This is a genomic window from Streptomyces sp. NPDC020379, from assembly GCF_044387105.1.
Taxonomy (GTDB): domain Bacteria; phylum Actinomycetota; class Actinomycetes; order Streptomycetales; family Streptomycetaceae; genus Streptomyces.
Genome location: NZ_JBIRVR010000002.1, coordinates 149,352 through 171,442 on the forward strand (window position 1 = coordinate 149,352; position 22,091 = coordinate 171,442).

A 22,091-nucleotide genomic window follows, 5' to 3' on the forward strand; every position below is an offset into this window, starting at 1 on the left:
ACGCGATCTCCACCCCACATTTTGGCCATGTCTTGCCAGTCGAGTTGAGAGACCGCAGCCTGACCACCCGAGCTGTTCGACTGCCCGAATGGGTAGCTTCTTTCGGGCATCACATCCTCGCTTCCAGCTTGCGCAGCTTCTCCCGCATCTCCGACACCTGCCTGTACAAATTCAGAGGCTCACCCGTCCCTTGCTCGCCGACCTTCGGTGCCACGTCCGAACGCCCTCCGTCATCAACGGATATGGTCACTTCGCGCACCACGTCCACGTACTCCTCACCATCCGCAGTCACAGTCACGACATCACCAACCCGATAGTCGCGGCCATATCGGACCTGTTCAGTGTCGATGGGGTAGATCTGGAAGTGCCCGTTCTTCTCACCATCCTTGAGTGCCTTCTTAGCCGCGTCTTCCGCAGCTTGAAGGAAGTGAGACAGAGCGACCGGCTTAGCCCTTTCAACAGCACCGGGCAGAGCTTTCTTCGCTGCTTCTTCGGCGGCCTTCGCCGCAGTCAGTACCGTCTGTGCCGCCTTCTTCTCGTCGTCGGTCTTGGCCTCTTCGAGCTTCTTTTCTGCGTCGGCAACGCGCTGAGACGCGGCAGTGACAGCCGCCTTGGCCTTCCCTAGCTCCTCCGTCCAGTCCTTCCCATCAGGGCCCATACCGACGTCCTCAGTCCCGTCCGACCCCTTCTTCACCACAAGCTCAGGTCGACCGTCCTTGCCCGTCTTCAGCGGGATATCCCGCCGGTCTACGAGGAATTCACGCATGACGCCCCACTCTGCTTCGCCCTCTATGTCGATACGTTGGAGTAGGTAACGGTCGGAGCCCTCACCCTGGCAAGCGACGATCGCCCGCGTCACGGTTGGCGCCTTAAGCTGCCAAGTGAATTGCTTCAAGTTCCCGAGATCGGTCGAAAACCGCACCTGTTTCGATAGGTCGCGGCACTCGTACACCTGAAACTCGATCTGACGGGAAACGGGGCTCCATGCGAACCGATAGCCAACCCGCTTATCCTTCAACCACTCCTCAGTCTTGGTGCCCAAGCTGTCGAAACGGAGCGTGTCTTTGACCTCTGGCCCGACCATCGACCCGGGGCCGGTGCTCAGGCCGTCGACGCGGCGATCAGGAAGAGCACGGCCCCCCAACGCCCTGTCGACCTCAGACCAGATGACCTGTCCCACAGGCCCGGCAACGGGTCGACTGTCCGTTCCGCTGTAGAGCTTTTCGACTGGCAGGGGGCTGCCGGCCGCGGAGACAGCCGGGAACGCGAGAAAGCCATACAAGAGGTCGTCGTCTGACTTCCCACTGACGAATACAGAGCCTTCCGCGGTGTGTTGGTCATTGGTCCAATACCGTTCGAACGCATCAATCCCACCGGTAAAAACCGGTTCGGGAACACCGTCTTGGTAAACCGCAATGCCCCGCCCCTTTTGCAGCAACTCCGCTTGTGCTGTGCCGGACTTCACGAGCAACTGCCAGGTGCCCGGCTGATTGAAGCGGAGCACCAGATCAAGTTTGATCCACGTGTCGATCTCGCCGATGATCCGACGCTCACCGCCCTGCGGAGTATCCCGGACGAGGACTCGGTATCCCAAGACGCCTCCTAGTAAGTCTCGTAGCGCGGCTGGAAGGTCAGCCGCAGCGAAGCATCACCGCCGCCGGGAATCATCTCGACGGATATCTTTGATTGGCCTGCGGGGATCGGCCAAAGAGCCGGATTCGGTCCGATCAAGGGCCAGTAGTTCACGCCCTGGTCATCCTTGAGGGACTTGTAGCCGGGCCGAGTATCGACCGTGAGCGTTCGGCCCGCCGGGACCACATCAGATCCCGATGCCAGGATCTCGAAGGACGAGCCGGCCCGGGCGAAACGAAAACCTCGGACCGGACCGCGCAACTCCCAGATGGGCCAGGCGTCGACGTCGCCAGGGTTGGTTACCGAGAGGTCGGTCGTGGAGACAAGCCCGCGCTCCAGATGCAGCGGCAGGAAGCTGCCACCAGCCGACAGGAAGGGTTGCCCGGCACCGAATTTCCACTCCGCGACCTGGACCCGGTCCGAGTAGAACCACGGATCGTGGGCCGTGAATTGAAGCCCGTAGCGGGCCCACCGGAAGCCCGCCCGATCCTCGCCCTCGTCACCTTCGAACCCGCCCTTATAGCGGCAGTACAGGTAGCGAGGACGAGAGTCCGCCTCGATGAAAGTCAGCACGCAATACCCGTTCTTCGGGTTGAGTGCACTCACCAGCTTCCGCTTCAGCCCCAGGAGAGTCCGCCGGTCGATGCCGTAGAGGAAGACCGGAATCATGACCTCGCGCTGAGCCACCCGGGCCGATCTAAATATCGCCCCGTCGAGGTTGGGGGACGCGTCGGCGTGTAGCTCGACCGGGGGCATGTCCAGGCCCTGAGCGCCGGACTGCATCGTGATCCCCGGCCAGTCCTGGCCTTGAGAGCCAGTGAGGGGAATCTCCTCCCCCTGGCCGTCGTTCCCGCGAATGGACACGTAGGTGTGGCCCCACTCCACCGGGAGCGGTGGTTGCGGCCGGGGTTGAACCGGGCGTTCCAGCACCTGTTGTTCTGTTGCTGGTATCGGAATCCGGCATCACCCCCTCTCTGCTCACCGGCTGGTCACTGATTGATGGCACGCGCAAGGACCAATGCCAGTGTCAGAGAACGACTTTCCGGCATCCGCCCCTCCCTGTCCTTCGTGCCCTCGGAGACGTTCGCGATGTAGGTGAGGAGGTCTCCGATTGCCGCCCCCAGCTCGTAGTCACCGAGGTAGGCAGACACCCGCCTAGAGGCAATCCGTAGCTCCCCAAGCAGTAGGTGAGCTTCCGTGTGCCGCTCCGCGATCTGGTCGCGCTCCAATGTCCCCATGCATATCCCTTCTAGTAGCCTGCCATGACCTCCGCAGTGCGCAGAGCCCGCAGCACGGCATCACTCGTGTTCTCCGCTTTCGCCTCATGAACGTGAATCTCATAGCGCCGACCAGACATGAGGCGCTCTGTGTCGCGGTCGTTGTAGACCCGCTCACCACCCCGGAAATTCACCAACTCAGGACCGTGCTCGCCCACCATGGCCAGACCCGCTGTCGCGGATTTCGTTCCGGTCCAGTAGCCGGAGGTGCCGCCGAGTGCGCGGCGCCAGCCGGAGCCGTACCGGTCGATCGCGTACGAGAGCCCGGCGTAGACGGAGGCGTACGGGTCGTACTGGCCCCGCGAGCGGTATGGCCCTGCGTAGGCGGCGAACGTTGAGCCGATCACCTGCATCAAACCCTTGGACGGATCTCCGGCCGCGGCGTTGGAGTCCCAGTTGTTGACCGCCTGCGGGTTGCCGCCGGACTCCACATCGATCCGGTGAAGCACCAGACCGACATCCGAGAGGGAGATTCCTCCGCGGCCGCCGAGCTCCCGGATCACCTGCTCGACCAGCTGTCGCCAGCGGGCCACCGGCCCGCCCTGCCCCGCCGCGTACTCGCCGACGCCCTCAGAGAGCCGGGCCAGGGAGCCCGGCCACGGGTTGAGGATCGGCCCACCAGTACCGGGAGCTGCACCACGCGGCCGAAGTGCGCCATCAGCCCTGTTCCCGTATCCGAGCTGGCGACGCAGGGAGCGGCTTTCGTTGCCGCCCACGGTCTCCAACTGGTCGCCCTGGCGGCCGGTGACGATGTTGATGTGACCCCAGTCGCCGGGGCCATAGCCCCGGTACACCATGAGGTCACCGGGCCGGGCCTGCGAGGTGGGCACCATGCCCATGTGCTCGACCCACGTAGCCACGGCCGGCCAGCGATTCCCGGGCGTGCCGGTAGGCGAACCGCCGTAGGAAGCGGTCGACTGAGCGTGGTCGACAATCCAGCTGACGAAATCAGCGCACCATGCTTCGTACTCGGCTGAGCCGATGTACTTCGCGCCTGACAGATCGCCCGACTTGGCTTCCTGAAGGGCGAGTTGGGAGACCGCTCCGCCACCGCCGCCGGTGTGCTCGTCCACCCACTTACCCCAGGCGGTTACCCAGGGGCGTGCCTTCTCGAAGGCACTGGCGTTGATACCCCCGGCTACGCCGAAGTCGGCGGCAATGTTCTTCAGGCTGGGGGCAATGACCGCTGCCCAACCCTTGCCGATCGCCTCCTCGTAGCCCTTGTAGTCGTCGTCCTGGTGCTGGCGCACCCAGGCCCCGCCGTCGCCGACGATGCCGCCGCGGGCATAGAGATTGCCGCCCTTACGGGCTAGGTCGTTCCACCGGTAGATGGTGTCCTCACCGAGCCAGCGAACGACCTCGGGGCGCACAATGCCCTCACCCCGGGTGAGCAGGGCCGGAACATCATCGACGCCCGGCGCATACCCGGGGACCACGCCACCCGTGCTGAAACGGACGGGGTGAAGAGGGGCCTCCGCCCCGGCAAGTTTTGCCATCTCCGCGAGCATCGGCACCGAGCCCGCGTTGTACGGCCCGGCGATCGTGCTCCTGGTGGAGTCGTCCACGTAGCCCATGGCCGTACGCCACACACTCTGGATGCTGGCGGCCGTCACCTCGAAGAATCGGCGCAGGCCGTCCAGGCCGGCCGCCAGTCTCCCGAACTCAGCGAGATTGGCGGTTGTCGATGCCGAAACCTGGTCCTGCACCCCACGCCACACGCCCTGGTGCGTGCTGGCAAGCGTGCGCTCGGCTCCGGCGAGAGGGCCCGCCAGATACTGAGCCCACCGCCCCTGGGCGGGGATGATCTGTCCGTCGACGGTGTCACGGACCAGTGAGCCGATGGCGGTCCACGCCGCCGCAGATGCGGCCTGGTGAGCCTGTACGGCCGCCGTCATCTCTTCAAGAGCCGATGTGATCCGGCCCGCAGCATCCTCGACGGCCGCGGCATCGGGCAGAGACGTGACGACATGTACCTGCTGCGAACCCTGCCCGCGGCTACGGGGCGGGAGTATCCCGGAGTCGGCGGCCCGGTTGAGGCCGATGAGGGCACTGTGCCCAAGAGCCCGGAGCGCCGCAGGGGTCAGCACACCTTCGCCGGGGGCCAGCAATGACGGCACGCGGTCATTGCCGGGCGAGTAGCCCGGAACAACGCCACCTTGCGCAAATTTGAAAAGGCCCTCGGTGTTAGGCATCGATTCTCGGGCGCGCGCGTAAAATGCGTCCCAGACCTCACGGGCGTATTCACCGGGATTCCCCGTGATCTGCTTGTAGGCATCGAACACGCCCTTCACCGTTTCGATCTCACCCTCGAAAAGATCCTTCAGGGTCGCTATCGACTCGTCCAGAACCTTCTTCGGGTCGGTGATCAGGTCCTTAGCGAGCGTCCCGAGGCCCTTGACCATGTTGGCGATTCCGCCGAACAGATCCTTAATCATCTCGAAGAGCTTGCTCGGACTCAGCAGATCCTTCGTGAACTTGGTCCCGCGCTGGAGAATGTTTCCTTCGCCTTGCCAGACGTCATCCCAGAAAAGCTGCCCGGCGGTCGGTGCGACCGCGCCGGCCGCGATTCCCAGGAGCTGACCGACACCTGTCGGTGTGACGCGCAAGAATTCCGGGAGCCGGTTGAACATAAATCCGCGCAGATTCTCTACACGGTTGTTCGCTGCACGCCCAGAGGCGTCACCGCCGACACGGGCACCCCAGTGCCGCACATTGGTTCCGGTCTCACCGCCGATACGGTCACCAGCGCGGGACATTCCGATGCCGGAGGTGAAGGTGTTGAGAACAGGTGAGAAGTCGATGCCGTTTTGGAGTTCATCCAGGATTGAGAAGGGCCAGTCTCTACCGCCGCTGCCACGACGGCCCGCAATGCCGCCACGGGCAAACCTGCTCAGGTGGCCGCGGGCTGCCGCAGCATTCCATGCATTGATGGTGCCGACACCGAGATGAGCTGTGACCTCGGGGCGCAAGATCGCTTCGCCCCGGGAGAGCAGGGCCGGAACATCATCGACGCCCGGCGCATAGCCGGGGATGACACCGCCAAGCGCCTTCTTCGTTCGTCCCCGGCCCCCCTTTCCCTTCTTCTCGTCATCGTCGCCACCGCCACCCGTGATGCGGTTGACGTTACCGACATGCGTATTGAGCCGCTCACCCTCATCAGCCGCATTCTTCAACGCGGTCCTGAGAGAGTTGACCGATGACGTCGTCCCCGAAACACGCTTTTTAGCAAGAGAATCGATCTTCGAATTGATCGTGCTCAGCTTGTCCGCAACGGCTGCTGTAGCGGAATAAAGGGAGTTACCCCCACCCTTGAGATTGTTCCGCAGGGTTTTCAGTGATTGCTGGTTGAGTACCCGGAGGCGTTCGATGACTTCCTGAACAGCCGAACGGAGCCCGTTGACTTTCGGGACAGTCTCCTCGAATTCCTGCCGGAGAGCCTTGAGTGGCTTCCCGTTCAGGGTGTCCATGGCGGAGCCGACGCCCTTGACCCGGGCCTCTGATGTCTCCGCCCTCTGCGACAGGAACGTGAATTCCTGACGTACCGTGCCAGTGCTCGACTTGGCATTGAGGTCCCGCACGGCGTTGGAGACGGCTTCGATCTTCTGCTTCGCGTCCTGTGCCGCAGCCGCAACGTTCTGACCAGTACCAGCCGGACCGCTCAGGCCGTCGGCTGTCGGGTGGAGCGAAATATTGTTGACCTCGCGAAGCTGCCGCTGAAGATCCTGGATTTTCTGGTCCAGTTCCCGAAGGGCCTGCTCAGCTTGCGACGTGTTGACGCGCACAGCATTCTCGCGGCTATCCGTACCCCGAATCTTGTCCCAGGCCCGCCGGCCAACGCTCCGATCGTCCCCGCCACGGAGCTCCGCACGCTGCGCCCGATAAGCCTCCCTGTAGCTTCCCCCGGAAGCTCTAGCCTCCCGGCCAGCCTTAACCTGCTGGCGGATCCGGTTAGCCCCCGTACCTGCGGCGACTATGCCACGCCCAACTGTGAGGGCAGGGCTCATCAGCTTGAGCAGCTTGCCCGTGAGTTTGGCCAGCAGCCCGAACCCGATCAGGAAGGGTGCGGCGAGGGCGGCGAATTTTGCGAGTTTCAGAAAAGCGTCTCGCCAGCCCGGATGGGCGTTCAGGAAGCTGACAGCTCCCTTACCCCAGCTCGTGAGCTCTTTGAGGACGTCTAGGAATTCTGAAAGGAGCTCCTCCGCCAAGGGGAGTATTTTCTTCTTGCCTATGCCCTTGACGTCGTTGAGCAGGCCGCCCTGATAGTCGTAAACGACATCGCCATTGTGGTCCTTAACCACTTTGCCGTTGTCATCCCGCGCGGCGACCTTACGCCCCATGATTTTCGTGCCGAGACCGGTGTACTCAAACCGGCCGTCCTTGCCCTCCTTCATAAAAAGAGACTGGAGGCCGACCTGGGCAGACTCTTTCATCTGCCCGATACGGCCCGAGATCGTAGCCCCGGACATTCGGGCAGCAGACCCCTGAATACCATTGCTCTTGTCGCCCCACCGCTTCAGCAGCGCGTCAACAAGAACCGTACCCTGAACACCCCCAGTTTCTTTTGCGTTCTGCATGAATTCATACATGAACGCGGAGGCGTCTTTACGCTCGCCCTTTTCGCCTGTACCGTCATGGAAGCCAAGCATCAAAGCAAGATCCTCAGCAGGCATGCCAATAGCCCGCTCGAACTGCTTCATATTGCGCATGGGCACACGGCCCATGTCCATCATGACCTCCATGGCATACATGCCCTGGGACACCAAATTCGGGTCCATAATGCCACCGTAAGCGGCACTGTCACCGATCATCTTGACGACATCGCCGGACTTCTTGGAGACCCTCGCAGACCCCTTCTTCCGGCGCTCAGGGTCATTCGACCGGAAATCCCCGTCATGGGAGCCGATAGCACGCGCAAAACGAGTGCCGTACTTCTGCATATCTTGCAGAGAATACGGAGTCGCAATGGCGTACTTCTGCATTTCCTTGAGCATGCCGGTGACGTCCTGGACCTCCATGCCCATACCGCGCAGACCGGTCTGCGCCTGCATCATGCTGTCCGCAGATTTCACACCCACAGCCGTGAGCGCAGCCGCCAGCACGCCCAACGGGGCGATCAAGCTATGGGTGACCGCCCGGCCGGTCTCCTGCGCATGGGTACCAAAAGTGGTGAGCTTGCCCGTCGCCTTATCGAAGCCCGCGTTAAGACGCTTCATGAAAGAAGCGGCTGTGGTGTCCATGGTGGTGAGGGAGCGCCGGTATTCGCCGATCTGCTGCTGGAGCGTCCGCCGCTGCACCTGCGCGTCCGCCAGCTGCTCACGAAGCTCCGCTTTACGAGCCTGAGCCGCAGCACGGAATGCGGCTATCGACTCCCGAAGGGCCTGCTGGGCAGCGAGGGCGATTTCCCGGGCCATCAGCCGCTCAGCCTGGACACGGAGGGCCCCCATGCGCTGAGCCTCTGCCTGCGCCTGACGCTCCAGGCGCGCCGTCTCCAGGATCTCCGCGCGCTTGCGGCGCTCGTTCTCCCGGTGCGCCGCGTAATAGTCGCGCTCGTACGCCTCACGCTCGCGCTGCTGACGGTCCTGCTCACGATGGATCTCCCGATCCATCCGAGCCGAGTCCTCAAGAAGACGCCGCTTCTCAGCTTCGGCGCGCCGCGTGGCCTGTACCTGAGTCTCCGCGGAGCCTTCGGCGGCCTTGACCTTCTCCGCTTCCGCCCGGCGATACTCCGCTAGATCCTCGTGGTACGACCTGAGCAGGGCCTTCGCCCGACGCTGCGCCGTCCGGTCCTGCTGGGCGGCGAGCTCCCGATCCGCGCGAGCCATGCCCTCCAGCGACTCCTGATGAGCGCGGAGGGCGAGCTTGGCGTCACGTGACAGGCCGCGGGTCTGAGCCTCGGACGCCTCCAAGGCGTCACGGGAGCGCTTCGCGACCTGGGCGCCATGCGTACGCGTGATCTCCTGCTCCACACGCGCAAGCCGCTGCTGCTCGTTCTCCTGGACCTTCTGACGCTCCCGCGAGCCCCTCGCGGACGCTGCCGTCAGGGTCTGCTGGACCTTGGCAGCCTCGGCGGAGATTTCACGCTGGAGGCCGGCGAGCCCCTGCATGATCCCGGCACCCATGAGACGGCCAGCCTGGACACCAGCCTTGGCCATGCTCTCGGTGAATTTCGCTCGCAGGCGCCCCAGGGCTTCCTGATCGATGCTGGGCTCAATCAGGATGTAGCCCGTGCCGATTTTGATGGAGCCACGGGGGCCCGCCATGCGACCTCCTAGAGGTGGTTCATTTGCGTGAGGAAGGCCGACAGGTCGGCACCCGAAGCGAATTCGGGCTGTGGTGGGTCCGGCTCGAAGCCGGGCCGCGGAACGGGGTCAGGCAACGGCAGGTCACCCGCCGAATCCGAATTAGCCTTGATGAACAGGTAGTTGGAGATTTCAGCCGTATCGCTGATGCGGGCTATCAGGTGGTCGGTGACCGACCACTGCGCGCTCTGGTCGACCTCGGCGAGGAATACGGATCGGCCAGGCTTGCGCAGGAGCGACTGAATCAGGACGTGGACCCGGCGGAGGGAGAGCCGCCCGCGCCACAGGTCCAGGAGATCAACCCCGAAATGCTCCAGGAGGTCCGCTTCCAGGGCGTCCCCGTGGTCCCGGATGGCGCAGACGGCGCCGATCAGTTTCCCGCGTCACCGAAGCCGGCGGCCTGCGACACCTTCTCCGCGAATGCCTGAAAATCCCTGATCGTGGCCCCAGTTGACTTGTAGCGGCCCCACTGGTCACCAAGCATCAGCTTGATTGCCTCGATCTCATCCTCTGCGTCCAGAAGCCCCACAGGCATGTCCATAGGGGCTGGAACCGTGTACGTGATCCCGTCGTGCTCGAAGGTGGTCGGCTGCTCGGTGGCCTCCGACTCCTGAGCAGCACTCGGCTTACGCGTATTCGGCTTGTTCGCGGGCGCCTTGCTGCGAGGGCGAGTGTGGGACTTGGGGGAAGTCATAAGTCTCCAAGGGGGATTAAGGGCATGAAAAAAGCCCCACCGATGGGGGCTAGGAAGGAGAGGGGAAGGGGGTTAGCTCTTGGCCGCCACGGTCAGGGAACCGGCCTGCGCCTCGACCCCGGCCACGGCCGCCTTCACGACGTACACGCCGGGCGTCGCATCCTCAGCGACAGACACCGTGGAGGAAACGTTTCCGCGGGTGTCCGTGGACGTCTGGGCTGCTGTGACCTTGCCCTGAGACGGGCCCGTGATCGTGATCGTGATCGGCTTGGACGGGGCGAAATTCTCGCCCGTCAGCACCACGCTGCCGCCCTGGGTGACGGTGTTGCCGGACAGGCGCGCTGCCGCAGGCTCCTGAGTAGTATTCCCTGAGTCGTGCATGTCGTCATTCGTCAGCAGGTAGCCGAGACCGCCGTTGTAATCCATGGCGTCAATCGTCAGTTCGAACTTTCCCGCTTCGGCGCGCTGGAGCTGGATGGCGCCGCGGTCCGCGATCATGGCCCGGCCAATCACGCACCGGTACTGCGTCTTGCCCTGGCCCCAGTCCACGACGAGGCTTATTTCCTTGAGTTCGGGGGTGGACTTGAGATCGAGCCGGTAAAGGCCAGGTGTGTCCTTGGACTCCGACCACTCTGCACCAAAGAAGAGCTCGGTGGTCAGACGAGACGTTTCAAGAAGGGTCGCCTTGATCTTGAAACTGGCCTCCTTCACGTTGTACAGGATCGGCGTGGCGCTCTGCCATGCCTTCTGCGGATCGACGGAAATCTCCGGGGTGATGGTCACCCCACCCTCGTCCACGTATCCGAAATTTCGGTACGGCGGGCCAAGTGCGTCGAGTGTGGTCGGCAGTACCGTGCCGGTGCCCGGTGCGTCACTCGCCCGCGGCGCAGGCGCCATATAGAGGGCGCCGCTCGGAGCGAACCTGATCTTCTGGGCATTACCCGTCTGGGCAATCGTCACACAGCCTCCTGTATTTGAGCATGAAAAAAGCCCCCAGCGGGGGCCCGAGTGAGATACGAAAGTTAGTCAGTGGTCCAAGTAATCGAGTCAATGACCGGCGGCTTCGGCGGCACATGAGGAACGGGAGGGGTCCGCACCGGGGGGCTCCACTCCGACTCCCCGCCCATCAACTTCGTGAGTTTCGCCCGGACTTCGAAAACGTCACCCTCCTCGAAGGGGCGACCGTACAGCTCTTCCGTCAGGGTGAATGCAGTTGCGGGCCAGTCCTGGCCCGTGGCAATGACGCGAACCCGCTGTTCCGAGGACGTCTCGGGGTGAGCATTTAAATGCGTGATCTCTAGAACGATCTCGGTACCGGGCACCCCGGCAATGTTCTGGAAATCAAATTTCATGGCGCTAGGCAGTGGGCTGCTCCTCGATGTAGGTGATGGCCACCTCCGCGCGGTAGCAGTGCTCACGCGAGATGAGATCAGGCAGGTATTTGGGGGTGTCGACGTCGGCGACGTCCAGGACCAGGGCGCCGGGCACCGAACGGCCGGGCATGCCCTCCAACAGCAACTCGCGGACCAGGTAGGCCAGGCCGGCCGCCCGCTCACGGTCGGGGTGGAGAATCAGGTACTCGATGGCGACACGGTCGGCGCGGTGCCGGACGACACGCCGGCCGCCGTGGTGCACCAGATACACCGTGACCTGTCCGGGCTCGCGCCCCACCAGATCCCCAGTGACCGCCCCCGGTGGCAGCGGCAGGCCCCGCCTCAGAAAGTCGACTGTGAAAGCAACCGGATCGACCATTATTCGATCTCCGCCTTCAACAGCGCCTTCAGGAGGTACTCATGGCCTCCGTGCTCGCCGCCCTTACGGTCATGGAAACCGCGCTCCTGGAGCATCGCATGCCGAACCTTGTAGTCCTCTTCCGTGACCACCAGGCCGTACCAGCCCTCAAAATCCTTGGCCACCCGGGCATGAATGTGAAGCTTGATCCGGTTCCAATTCTGCTTGGCAATCCCCTTCTTCGGGGCACGCTGCCGGGGAGCGTCCTTGATAGCCGTAGCGGCGATCTTCTCCGCCTCACGGAAGACAAGCCCCTGCACGCCAGGCGTACGAAACAGCTCACGCTCCCAAGCAATACGCAACACCAGCTTGGGTTTGCTCAATGCTGGACCCTCCACACTCGCACGGTGACATGCCTCAAATTGCCCTGCCCCCAGCGCTTCGGCTCGCCATCGACCTCATACCAAATACCGTCGTGCCGGATGCGGTCGGCGGAATCAACGGGCACCCCCCACGGGAGGTAGACCAGGAGCCGTTCCTGTGCGGTCTCACGCTCCGGACTCCGCGCCTCAAAGCCCCGGTCAGGCTGGACGCTCCCCAGCCCCGACCACACCAACACCGCATGCCCCCAGTCGCGTTGCCGCGTATAAGTGCCTTCGGTGAGCGGGGCCCGGTGGACCTCAACAGGGTCAGCGAACAGCATCGCCGTCCCGGGTAAGCCGGATAGTCGACAGATTGGGGCGGTAGCGCTTCAGCGCCGCCCTGGCGGCCGGCGACAGTTGCTGAGAAACTGCCGCCGACCCGAACTGCACCTCGACCTCACCGACCCTTTCGGAGACGATGCCGGGGGACATCGCGAGCCACCGGATCACCTCGGCACACAGCACGGCGCGGATCGCGGGGAGGTCAGGGTTGTAGCGGCTGCCGCAGTAGTCAGCGATGAGCGCCGCGGCATCCGTGATGAACGCCTCCACACGCGGCTTCTCGGCGTCTTCGAAGGCCCGGCCCATCCGTACCTCAATGTCGGTGACGGTGACGGGCATCGGCCTACTTGCCCCCGGGCTTCGGCTTCACACCGAACACCACGAGCTGTTCAGGCCGGATCACCTTCGCGTCGTAGAACAGACGAGACTTCACGGCCTGGGTGAACTTCTTCTCCGGCTCGTACGCCTTCATCTCAGCAAACGGCACCACCAGCGATACGGCGGCCGTCGCCCCCAGGATCATGTCAATGCCCGAGGCATCAGTGTGCGCGTTCCTGACGAACTTCTGGGTACTGCGCGTGTGATTGCCCAGCGTCGTGGAGATCAGCACCGGGATACCTAGGATCTGCCCGATCTGCCCCGTGGGCATCACGGCTCCACCACCCCAGTGCGACGCGTCCTTGAACTCTTTATTCCGCAGCAGCGCAGAACGGATCTTCGGCGAGATCACCAGGTAACGCGACTCGGGAGCCAGGTTGACATCAAGCTCCTGAAGCATGTCAACAAGAATGTCGTACACATCATCGGTAAGCCGATCGCCTGCGGAATTCTCAGTGCCCTCAAACTTCTTGATCTTCCCGTGCAGGGAATCAGACGCCGGGGTACCGCCTGCCGGAACGCCGTTGTAGTCACGGCCCTCGATCGCGTGCGCAATCGTCTTGGCGATCAGAGAGTCGATCGTGATCGCCGTCCTGCGGGCCCTCTGCGACACCAGGTTCCCGAAGAGGTCGAGGCCGCTCTTGGTCTGCCACTGGTGCACGTCATCGATCTCAATGTTGAAGCTGGAGCCCTTGCGAACCCGGACGTCCATGTATTCAAGGCTGGCGTGGTCGGCATCGGCGATCGAATCGTACGCCGCCACGGTGCCCTTGTCGTGAACGGTGTCGTCCACGAAGTGAGGTACGTGAAGCACATCGCCCTCACGCTGAAACTCACCCTCAAAATTTCGGTTGCAGATCAGCGGTGACCCGAGAACAAGGTTCTCCTCAAGGTCCATGAGCAGCTGAGCCGAATACAGTTCGGGGATGAAGACATTGCCAGAGTTGGCCTGGTAGCCATCACCCCGGGTTGTGTTGAATCCACCAGCAAAAACAGGGGCAGAAGTCAAAGGCAGCTCCAAAGAAAAAGCCGCCCGCAGGCGGCATCAACAGTTCAGGGGGTAAGGCGGGGTCTAGAGTTCGCCGCGCTGGAGGGCATCAAACTGGCCCTCGCGATTCGCGGCGACGATCTGAGCCGGCGTCATCCGGGCCATGTCCTCGCGCGTGAGCTGAGGGACGCCCGCCCCGCCCTGGCGTCCGAGCCCGAGGCCCTGGGCGTACTCCTGCCGCGGGCTGCTGCCCGGCAGGGAAGACACGAATGCGGTGATCTCATCAGCGTTCACCGTGCCGTCGTCACCGACGAACCGCCCGACATTCAGGTAGTCGAGGGCGGGGAGAGTGACGCCCGCCGCCGCGGCCTGGGCGCGAAGCTCGGCGCCCGCCAGACGCGGGGCGAACTCGGCGGCGAAAGCCTGTCGGGTCTCGACGCGAGCGGCCTCTAGCGCCTGGTCATGACCGGTTGCTGCGTTCCGGAGGGCCTCCAGCTCGTCACGGGCCTCCGTGTAGCTCGCCTCATGCTGACCCGCCAGCGACCTCCACCTGTCGACCTCAGCCCGCAGTGCCGCAACAGCGGAAGCATCCGGCGTGGCCGGGGTGTTCTCGTCCAATATGCACATCCAATTCGAGTCTGGGGGCTTACTCGCCCATCTCACGGGCAGCATTATCGGAGTTGCCTCGCGGGGGCTTCCGCGCTGCCTTCTCCGCAGCGTCCGCAGCGGGTACGGACTGAGCCATAGATGCCTTATCCGCTTGCGACATGTACCTGTCTGCCATCTCCATAGCGGCCTTCGCTTCCTGCTCCAACAGGCGCTGGAACCGCTCGATCAGCTGCGGGGTGTACCCCGCGTCAAGCCAAAGTTGCTGTTTCGGAACGTTGAGCATCTGGAGCTTCAGGAGGGCGTCCACGTGCTGTGCCTCGGTGCGCTTCTCGGGGTCACGCCACATGACTTCAGCTTCGAATGCCTCCGCCCGCTTACGGTCGTGCTTGACCAGGAACGCAAGCCGTAGCGTGCGTTCCCAGCTTTCCCCGAAGTGCAACATCCGTTCACGCACCTTAGCGATCAACCCGGCTTCCGCAGAGGTGATGGAATCGCCCGACGGGACCTGCCCGCCCTTCATCATGTAATGAAACGGGACCCTCGCGATTGAGGCCAGGTGCACAGTCAGCATGTCCACCAGGGCGACATAGTTACTCAAGTCGGCGGCGGCGAATTGACCAAAGGTGGCGGCCGGATCCTCGGCTTGAAGAAGCTTGTCCACAGCGACGCGAAAAGGTTCCTTCGGGCGACCGTTCTCGTCCTCCTGGATCTCCAAACCTGTCACGTACCTTTGCGGCCAAGCCGCATACTCGGAAGCAACGAGAGAATCCGCCGTCACCTTATTGACCGCATTTTGAATGGGAATGATCGGCGAGAGGTCGGAGAGCGGTTCCCCGACCAGCCGGGAACGATTGTGCAAAGGGACGACGGGAACGACGCCCAGCGGGTTGGGCTTCGTGGTTTCGACGCGGTAGCCAGCGAGCGTGGGCCCTCCGGTGCACACCGCATCCCGGAGCCACAGCGTGCAGTGCTCACGACCCCAGTCGTCCACGAAGAACTTGGCTGCGGCCTCGACCTCGCGGCGGGACCCGGCCTTGAGCTGAATGACGGTCGTCTCGGCAGACTCGACCGTGATGGTCGGCTCGCCGTCCTCGTCCGCCCAGACAACGACATAGGCCGCTCCCTGGATCATGGCATCCAGATGACCCGAGGCAGACTCGGCATCCATGAAATTGCGCTGCCAGATCCGACGGGCCGCCTTGTCCGCCTCCGGCTCATCCGTCATCCGGAAACCATCAACGGCCATACGCTCATTCACCGAATCGATGACCAGCCCGCAGAAATTATCGCTCCACCGGTCGAAGACCTCCGCGAACTCACTCTGATACTTCGACTGAGCGAACAGCATGCGCTGGTGATGACCATCGTAGTAGTCCCCGAAGATACGAGCCCTGGCCTGCTGGGCGGAGAGCTTGCCTTTCAGGTAGTCGAGCCACTGTTCCGGACTGGACGGCGGGGCCCCTATCTCGCCGATAGGGACGGCGTACTTGTTTGCGGCCAGGTTCAGACAATCCCCCTAACTACGTAGGGCCTTGCTCGACCCGACAGCCTGACTTCTCTTCATGTGCGTGGGTGCCCGCCCCCGGACTCGAACCGGAAACCTGGACGGCGGTGCCGCCCTGCCTCCTCCGATGGGGCCAGACGGGCAATGTGAGGGAACTACACGGGCTTACGACCCCTTTCGGCTCACCCCCGTATGAAGCGGGGGCCGGTTACTCGTGGGCGGTGCAGCCCCCTCACACGCTGGCCACACGTCGGCCCGACGATCACCCAGTAACCGCCAGGTGCACGGCAGCACGGGCCAGCACAAGAGCAGCCCGGACCCAACGGGGCCGGCCTGCTCAAGCCAAATCGTTTCTCCTAAAAGCCGACGACGCGACGGCGCTTGAGCTGCATGCGCCCATCGGCAATAGCGTCGGCCCTCGCCTCGATAGCGAGAATGGCACACACAGCCAGGTCAATGACCTTTCGAGACCGCGGAGATTCTTTAGTGATCAAGATGCCCTGTGGAACCTCACGTGTGACAGCATTGAGCACATGACGTGTGAGGTCGAGGTTCCCGTCATGCTTGACGTCGCCGACAGCAACCGCCGAATGAAGGCGTTCAGTGGCCTGCACCATACGGGTAGGCTTGTTGGTCCAGAACTCGTATACCCGGTCATCCCCGTACTTGATTGCCCAACGGCCAAGTGCTTCCTGCCAGTAGGGGGGATCGCCGTAGAACCATTCGACCCGGTAGCTCTCGAACGCCTTCTTCACCGCGGCCTCGACAGCGAGGACGTCAACTTCCCAATCCGGCTGCTTCGGGTCACGAGGGTTCTCCCACAAGCCGAGAAGGAACAACTTGCCGTCTCGAAGACGAGCGCCCACGAGCCCTGTTGAGTCCCCTCGGAGGCTCCCGTCGAAGCCGATAGCGATCTGATCGCCGGGCTGTATCGGATCATCCCCATCGTCAAAGCAAGCATCCCACTCGGCTTTCGTCAGCCAGCCGTCGGCGTTTTCCTGAATGTTGTTGAGATAGAACCTGTACGCGACCGCTGCACTCGTACGCGGGTCCATGACCGCCGCGACGATGCCGTCAACGTCGACCCAATGTGAATCCCCGTAGGCTTCAACGACGCCTGCACGAACCGCGGCCTCGTCCTTGAGGTCGATGTCCCGCACCGCTTCACGGCAGTCGTAGAGGATGCCAGGAGCCCCCAGTTCCATTGCGGCCTCGTAGGTCCGCTGGGCAATGCTCGCCTCGGAAGGATTGAACGCATTGGTCGTCTCGATCAGACGCGAGCCGGCGCCCGAGGTCTTCTGAACATTTCGGTCCAGGGTCTCCCAGACGTACGTGCCTTGATTGCTGTCCACCCAGTGATGGACCTCGTCGCACACAACGAAGCGACCCACCGGCCCCCGGCAGGGTAGTGCCTGCCGGGGGCCGGGCAAAGGTCGGCCTCGCCCCCTCAAGCCCACGAGAAGAGGAGGTGACAGGCTCGATCCGCCCCGGTTTGCCGTCCTTGAACTGGATCAGCCCTTTGCCGATGTCCAGGTTGAACTCCCGCTCGGCGGGAGACTCGGCGAGCATGCCGCGGATCATGTCCCGGGTGTTAGCCGTCTGGTCCAGGGACGTTGCCGCGATCTGCACCAACGGCAGGGGAACGCGCTTGCCTACGGGCATCCCGTTCCCATCGAAGTGGCTGAAGCGCGCGGGCCCGATGAACTCGACAATCGCCAGGGCAGCCAAGAGAGGTGTCTTGCTAAACCCCAGCCCTTCGCGCGACGCAGCGCGGCAGACCGGTACAACCACCTCCCGCGCTCGTCAATGCTGTACATCCAGAGGACGAAGCGCAGTTGCTCCGGACTGAATCGCCAGGGCTGGCCGGCGTTCTCGCCATCCGGCTGAACGATGTACGTCTGAGCCCAGCGAATAATGCCGTACCCGAGACTCCGAGAGGGGTGAGGGACACCAGACGGCACGTTTCCCGTCAGGGGCAAACCCTCACCCCCCTAGGTCAGTTCTCCGACAACATCTTGAACAACTCTGCGTCCAGATCAGCCACCTTGACCTCTTGCGCAGCCTTGGCGGCCTCTTCCTCGACCTGCTTGCCGAAATCCATGCGCAGCCGGGCCCGGTCCTCCGTGGTCGCCCCCCATTTCCCGACGCGCTGACGAATCTCACCAGCCAGCCTGACGTTCCCCGCGTAGAGCTCGTCCACCAGTTTCGTGGTGATCTCCAGCTCCACCCAGTCCGTGGATAGCCAGTGCTGAGTCTGCGGAGCCGCGGCCCACGTTGCCCAGAATCGCCGGGCGCCGTCCGTCGCTATGCCGAGAGCCTCGGGCAGCGCCCGGCCTTCGCCGGCTTGCGGGGTGAGCTGGTGCTCACCCAGGGCGTGGTTGACGTTCCTGCGGCGGGCGTTCGGGTCGGGTGCAGGCCCACGACGAGACGGCATGAGCTCTGCACCTCCTGCGGTAGGGTCAGCGGACCTGTCCGACATGGGGTGACGACAGGTCAAGGCCGGGGCGATCGAGGGAATCATGCCGGGCCACTGAGGCCCCGGCTCCGGCCGGGGCCTCGCTCTATGGCCGGTCCTCGACATAGGTCTTGCGACGGTGGCAGTCACGGCACAGCACCCAGAGATTTTCGAGCGCCCAGGTACCCCCGCGGGCGACCGGGATCAGGTGATCGACTTCCAATTCGCTGCGTGAGCCGCAGCGCTGGCACGTGAACCGGTCACGGGCCAGGACCAGGGCCCGGCGGCGATTAGCGTCGCCTGGGCGCGATGAGTTCCGGGCCGACGTCTGCCAGCCCCGTTTGGGCGGGGCGTGCGTTTCGCAGCGGCCCGAGCGGACCGTCACGGAAGTGCAGCCCACTGTCATGCAAATCGATTTCGCTCGGGGCATCGTGGTCTCCCTCCGTGCGTGGTGAGTCGGCGGGATTCGAACCCGCTCTGCCGCCCGGCCCGCCCCGAGCCGGGGCGTTGGGGGCTGCGTGCACTCCACACTGCGACTCCAGCGAGGAGCGACCCCGCCTTGGGCCGTCCCGGGGATCAGCCGGGACGGTTCGAAAAAGGGGCCTAGGCCGGGTACTGATCTGGCGGCCTAGGCCAATCTCTCCTGGATTTCGACCAGAGAACTACCAGAGAGCTATAGATCTAATGAGTTCTTCTAGGAGATCTGACAAGAGAGAAATCTGAACTCTTATACTCTCTCTCCCCTCAAGGGGAGAGAGTAGAGTTAAAGAACAATTTTTAAAAGATCTTTCTGTTCGTTCGACCTCGTTTCACTCGGTCTCACTAAGTATGTAGGGGGGAGTCGGAGCTTCTGTGACGGTCCCGGTCCAAAGTGAGACGCAGGTCACATCCTCTGGCCCAGGCGGAAGGCTTACTCGGACCGGATCCGGGCAGGCGAGACATCAGTGTGACGTCGGAAGTTGATCTGAGTCGCGGGCGGGGCTAGCATTCGAGCGGCCTCGGACACCCTGACGCGCTAGGAAGCCGGACTTGCAATGACGAAGTTGCCGCCAGATGCTGTGCTGAGAAAGTTGATGCAACTCGGGGCAACAGATGATGAGTTGGCGCGCAGCTACGGCGTGACCCCGCAAGCCGTGTGGAAGCGCCGCAGCGGGCTGGGCATGCTTAAGAAGCCGATAGCCACTCGCGTTCATGCGGCACTCAAGGAGGCTTGGGATGTTAAGTCCACCTCCGTACCCGGACGCCAGTCACACCACAACAAGCGGCCTTTGCAAGCCCTCAAATACTATATGAGGCAACGGCTTGGTGATGAGACGCTATCGCCAACGCAGCTCAAGCAAATTGGCCAGTTCTTGGAAAATGTGAGCTCTGGTCGATTCGTTATCGAATACCGACGCGACACAGAAGCGGGGTTCTTCTACGTTCCCAGGGAGGCACGGGATGAAGATCTCTTGGTCCGGTGGCCTGAGGGCGTTCCTCTGCCCGGTGCGGACATCGTGGAGGCCATGAGACTCCCCCCTGTGGACAGCAAGGCTCCCCAGGAATAGACAGCGGCCTCAGGCGGTGACACCGCCTGAGGCCGCTTCAATATCGGCATCGGTACTAAGCCCAGCCGCCCCAACGCTGCTTGAGCTGGTCTATCAGTGCGGCATCCTCGGGGCTCCAGCGCTCTCCGGGCTTGTGCGTCACCCGCCGGTTCCCGGGGGGCTGCGAGCACAGCAGTGACGGCGCGGCAGATTCACCCGCATACCAGCGCTGCCCCGGCATATCGACCGTGATGCTCCCGTGGCACCAGCGACAGGTTTCCGTCTGTGGGTAGCCCTCGAAGGCCGGCAGCTCCGCCAGGAGGCCCCGGAGCTTCTCGTCAAGAATGTCGATTTCCCCCGCCAGAACGGCGGCCTCGTCCTGTGCCGTCGCATCCTGCGGGTCCTGGGCGAGCCGCTCGGCGCGCTCACGGAGCTTGTCCAGGTCGTACCGGACGCCTACGGCCTGAGCCTCGGGGCTCTGGTCCTGGAGCCTGAGGTAAGTGACCTTGGCCAAACCCTCCCCCGCGGGGACGCAGTTTGAGCACGTGCTCTGGGGCCATCCAGGCGGAGTGACGGGGTGATCGCACGGCTGAATGACGGTCTCGGCGGTGACGGTCTGGAGGGTCACAGGTACTCCCGGGTGGGTGGATGCGTGCTGCTGCCGGTGAACGGCCTGGTGGGGCAGAGGCGGAAAAGAGTCCGTGAAGTCGGTCGTGGTGATCCGCTGGGGCTCACGACGAGCCGGCGGTTCCTGCCCCGGGTGGAAGTCGACAAGAAAAAACATGCTCGCGGGCAGGTCGAGCGGCGTCGAGACACTGATCCTGATCCAGCCGGGCCCGAACTCCGGATGGCACCAGGGTTTGATGTCACCGTCGGGGTGGGACAGTCCCGCGGGGATGGACCGGTGCTCTTCATACAGGTCCCGGGTGATCGGGTCGGCCAGGCAAAGCCTTTCGAGGGCCTGGAGGGTGGCGTCGTGCTTGTGCCGGCTGGAGAGCGATCGCAGCATGGCGACAAGCGTGGGCGCCCACACAGTGCGCCAGTGAGGCAGCGTCTTGGCGCGGGCCTCCGGGTTAAAGAGCAAGTGGTAGAGGGTGTTGCATGGCATGCGCCCGTCGGCAGAGTAGAGCGCGGCAGCGTGCCGGTTGTAGGCGATGACGTTGCCCGCGTGGTCGCAGAGGTAGGCAACCCGCGTCGTGGCCTCGACCATGTCTTTCAATACTTGAGGCAGCAGGACAGTGGAGTTGGGCCGGAGGTCGCAGGGCGGGTGTTCTCCTCGTGCAAGGCCGAAGAACCTCACCCATTCCTGCTCGGTGAAGTCGAGGATGATGGCCACGTCACGCATGTAGTCAAGGCTCGCGCGCTGGCCGCGCTCGAACTTCCCGTACTCGCCGCGTTTCAAGAGGTAATCCATGTTCGAGTGGGACAGGCCGGGCGCCTTGCCGCCCCGGCGTTCGAGCCGTTTGGGTATGCCCCGTGATTCGGGGCTGATACCTGCCCGCGCCTCTTTGAGCATCGCCGCCAGCGCCTCTCTGTCCATCTCGTTGTTTCCTCTCTGACCGTACGTAGGCCGGTGGCCTTTTGCAGGGGAACGATTTTCCCCGGGTAAATTTCCCCCGGGGAAAACCTAGCGCCAAGTAGGTCAAGATTCAGTCAAGCTGGCGGCTTAAAATGGGCGGTCATAAGGAAGCAAAACGGTACACAGTGGGTGCATCGCGCGGTGGAGACGGTCACTTGATGGCCGGTCGGTGTCAGTGGGGGGCACCAAAATCGGCATTACCGTCACATGGCGTGGCCTTAACGTTGCCTATGCGTGAGGTTCGGTGTTATCAATGGATGCCGGGGGGTTGATATGAGTAACGCGGGGGGAGCTTGACTGTGGTTCACTTCACTGCCGTTGTGGAGTGGAGCGGTGAAGATGCTTGGAAGTCTTGCCCGTTGGCCTTCTCCCTGTCACGTCACGCCAGGCGCCAGGAGCTTGCCGCGGCAATATTTGAAAGCTCGTTCACCGACGAGCCTGTATGCCTTCTCATGACCACGGGCGCCGCCCTCTTCAAGGTCGAGGCAGCCGCAGGCCACTACTACGACGTTGTACTCACCGATCTAGCTACTGACGACTGCGCCAAGGAGTTGCACAACGTGCTCACAGCCCAGGGCCTACCGAGGTGGCGGCATGCCGTCGTTGACCTCGACCATGCCGACCGTCCCCACCCTCACTTCCCCGGAAGCGCTTCCATCCGTTACCTGATCATTCACCCGGAGGCCGCCGCGTGAGCATCCAAACCCAACCCCGC

Annotated in this window: 18 protein-coding genes; 3 read left to right on the plus strand and 15 right to left on the minus strand. The window is 63.3% G+C overall.

Translation table 11 applies throughout. The features are described 5' to 3' along the window. Positions 1–109: 109 nt before the first annotated feature. From ACH427_RS03185 to ACH427_RS03195, 3 genes are all read right to left on the minus strand, one after another. Positions 110–1,594 carry a hypothetical protein gene (locus ACH427_RS03185; RefSeq protein WP_398867626.1) on the minus strand — a complete coding sequence of 495 codons (1,485 nt, stop codon included), beginning with the start codon at positions 1,592–1,594 and terminating at the stop codon, positions 110–112. Between the two features lie 8 nt (positions 1,595–1,602). Further along, entirely contained in the window at positions 1,603–2,517 is a 915-nt protein-coding gene (locus tag ACH427_RS03190) for a phage tail domain-containing protein (RefSeq protein ID WP_398867952.1), read from the minus strand. Positions 2,518–2,881: 364 nt separating this feature from the next. Then, positions 2,882–9,169 carry a CHAP domain-containing protein gene (locus ACH427_RS03195; protein WP_398867627.1) on the minus strand — a complete coding sequence of 2,096 codons (6,288 nt, stop codon included), beginning with the start codon at positions 9,167–9,169 and terminating at the stop codon, positions 2,882–2,884. A gap of 23 nt (positions 9,170–9,192) precedes the next feature. On the opposite strand from ACH427_RS03195, the gene ACH427_RS03200 reads away from it, so the two are divergent. After that, positions 9,193–9,636, plus strand: coding sequence for a hypothetical protein (locus ACH427_RS03200; protein WP_398867628.1), 444 nt, complete (start codon positions 9,193–9,195; stop codon positions 9,634–9,636). Between the two features lie 338 nt (positions 9,637–9,974). Here the strand turns inward: ACH427_RS03200 and ACH427_RS03205 are convergent, their stop codons facing one another. The 11 genes from ACH427_RS03205 to ACH427_RS03255 form a co-directional block, all read right to left on the minus strand. Further along, positions 9,975–10,862 carry a hypothetical protein gene (locus ACH427_RS03205; RefSeq protein ID WP_398867629.1) on the minus strand — a complete coding sequence of 296 codons (888 nt, stop codon included), beginning with the start codon at positions 10,860–10,862 and terminating at the stop codon, positions 9,975–9,977. A gap of 62 nt (positions 10,863–10,924) precedes the next feature. Next, positions 10,925–11,254, minus strand: coding sequence for a hypothetical protein (locus ACH427_RS03210; RefSeq protein WP_398867630.1), 330 nt, complete (start codon positions 11,252–11,254; stop codon positions 10,925–10,927). Between the two features lie 4 nt (positions 11,255–11,258). Further along, complete coding sequence (locus ACH427_RS03215; protein WP_398867632.1) at positions 11,259–11,573, minus strand: hypothetical protein; 315 nt, start codon at positions 11,571–11,573, stop codon at positions 11,259–11,261. 80 nt (positions 11,574–11,653) lie between these two features. Beyond that, the gene (locus ACH427_RS03220) at positions 11,654–12,016 is read right to left on the minus strand and encodes a hypothetical protein (RefSeq protein WP_398867633.1); all 363 of its coding nucleotides are present in this window, start codon (positions 12,014–12,016) and stop codon (positions 11,654–11,656) included. A gap of 306 nt (positions 12,017–12,322) precedes the next feature. Beyond that, positions 12,323–12,676 (minus strand): hypothetical protein, encoded by a 354-nt coding sequence (locus ACH427_RS03225; RefSeq protein WP_398867634.1) that lies wholly within the window; start codon positions 12,674–12,676, stop codon positions 12,323–12,325. Positions 12,677–12,680: 4 nt separating this feature from the next. Continuing rightward, positions 12,681–13,724: a hypothetical protein gene (locus ACH427_RS03230; RefSeq protein WP_398867635.1), complete on the minus strand. Its 1,044-nt coding sequence runs from the start codon at positions 13,722–13,724 to the stop codon at positions 12,681–12,683. 63 nt (positions 13,725–13,787) lie between these two features. Then, complete coding sequence (locus ACH427_RS03235; RefSeq protein ID WP_398867636.1) at positions 13,788–14,321, minus strand: hypothetical protein; 534 nt, start codon at positions 14,319–14,321, stop codon at positions 13,788–13,790. A gap of 28 nt (positions 14,322–14,349) precedes the next feature. Next, a complete protein-coding gene (locus ACH427_RS03240; protein WP_398867953.1) occupies positions 14,350–15,786 on the minus strand; it encodes a phage portal protein in 1,437 nt (478 codons plus the stop codon). A gap of 386 nt (positions 15,787–16,172) precedes the next feature. Continuing rightward, the gene (locus ACH427_RS03245; protein WP_398867637.1) at positions 16,173–17,168 is read right to left on the minus strand and encodes a hypothetical protein; all 996 of its coding nucleotides are present in this window, start codon (positions 17,166–17,168) and stop codon (positions 16,173–16,175) included. A gap of 644 nt (positions 17,169–17,812) precedes the next feature. Continuing rightward, positions 17,813–18,250: a hypothetical protein gene (locus ACH427_RS03250; RefSeq protein ID WP_398867638.1), complete on the minus strand. Its 438-nt coding sequence runs from the start codon at positions 18,248–18,250 to the stop codon at positions 17,813–17,815. Positions 18,251–18,377: 127 nt separating this feature from the next. Continuing rightward, a complete protein-coding gene (locus ACH427_RS03255; protein WP_398867639.1) occupies positions 18,378–18,701 on the minus strand; it encodes an HNH endonuclease in 324 nt (107 codons plus the stop codon). A 604-nt stretch (positions 18,702–19,305) separates the two neighbouring features. On the opposite strand from ACH427_RS03255, the gene ACH427_RS03260 reads away from it, so the two are divergent. Continuing rightward, a complete protein-coding gene (locus ACH427_RS03260; RefSeq protein WP_398867640.1) occupies positions 19,306–19,818 on the plus strand; it encodes a hypothetical protein in 513 nt (170 codons plus the stop codon). Between the two features lie 55 nt (positions 19,819–19,873). Here ACH427_RS03260 and ACH427_RS03265 read toward each other — a convergent pair whose 3' ends face one another. Next, a complete protein-coding gene (locus tag ACH427_RS03265; RefSeq protein ID WP_398867641.1) occupies positions 19,874–21,337 on the minus strand; it encodes a hypothetical protein in 1,464 nt (487 codons plus the stop codon). Between the two features lie 338 nt (positions 21,338–21,675). Here ACH427_RS03265 and ACH427_RS03270 point away from each other — a divergent pair, with 338 nt between their 5' ends. Then, positions 21,676–22,071 carry a hypothetical protein gene (locus tag ACH427_RS03270; RefSeq protein WP_398867642.1) on the plus strand — a complete coding sequence of 132 codons (396 nt, stop codon included), beginning with the start codon at positions 21,676–21,678 and terminating at the stop codon, positions 22,069–22,071. Positions 22,072–22,091 lie beyond the last annotated feature (20 nt).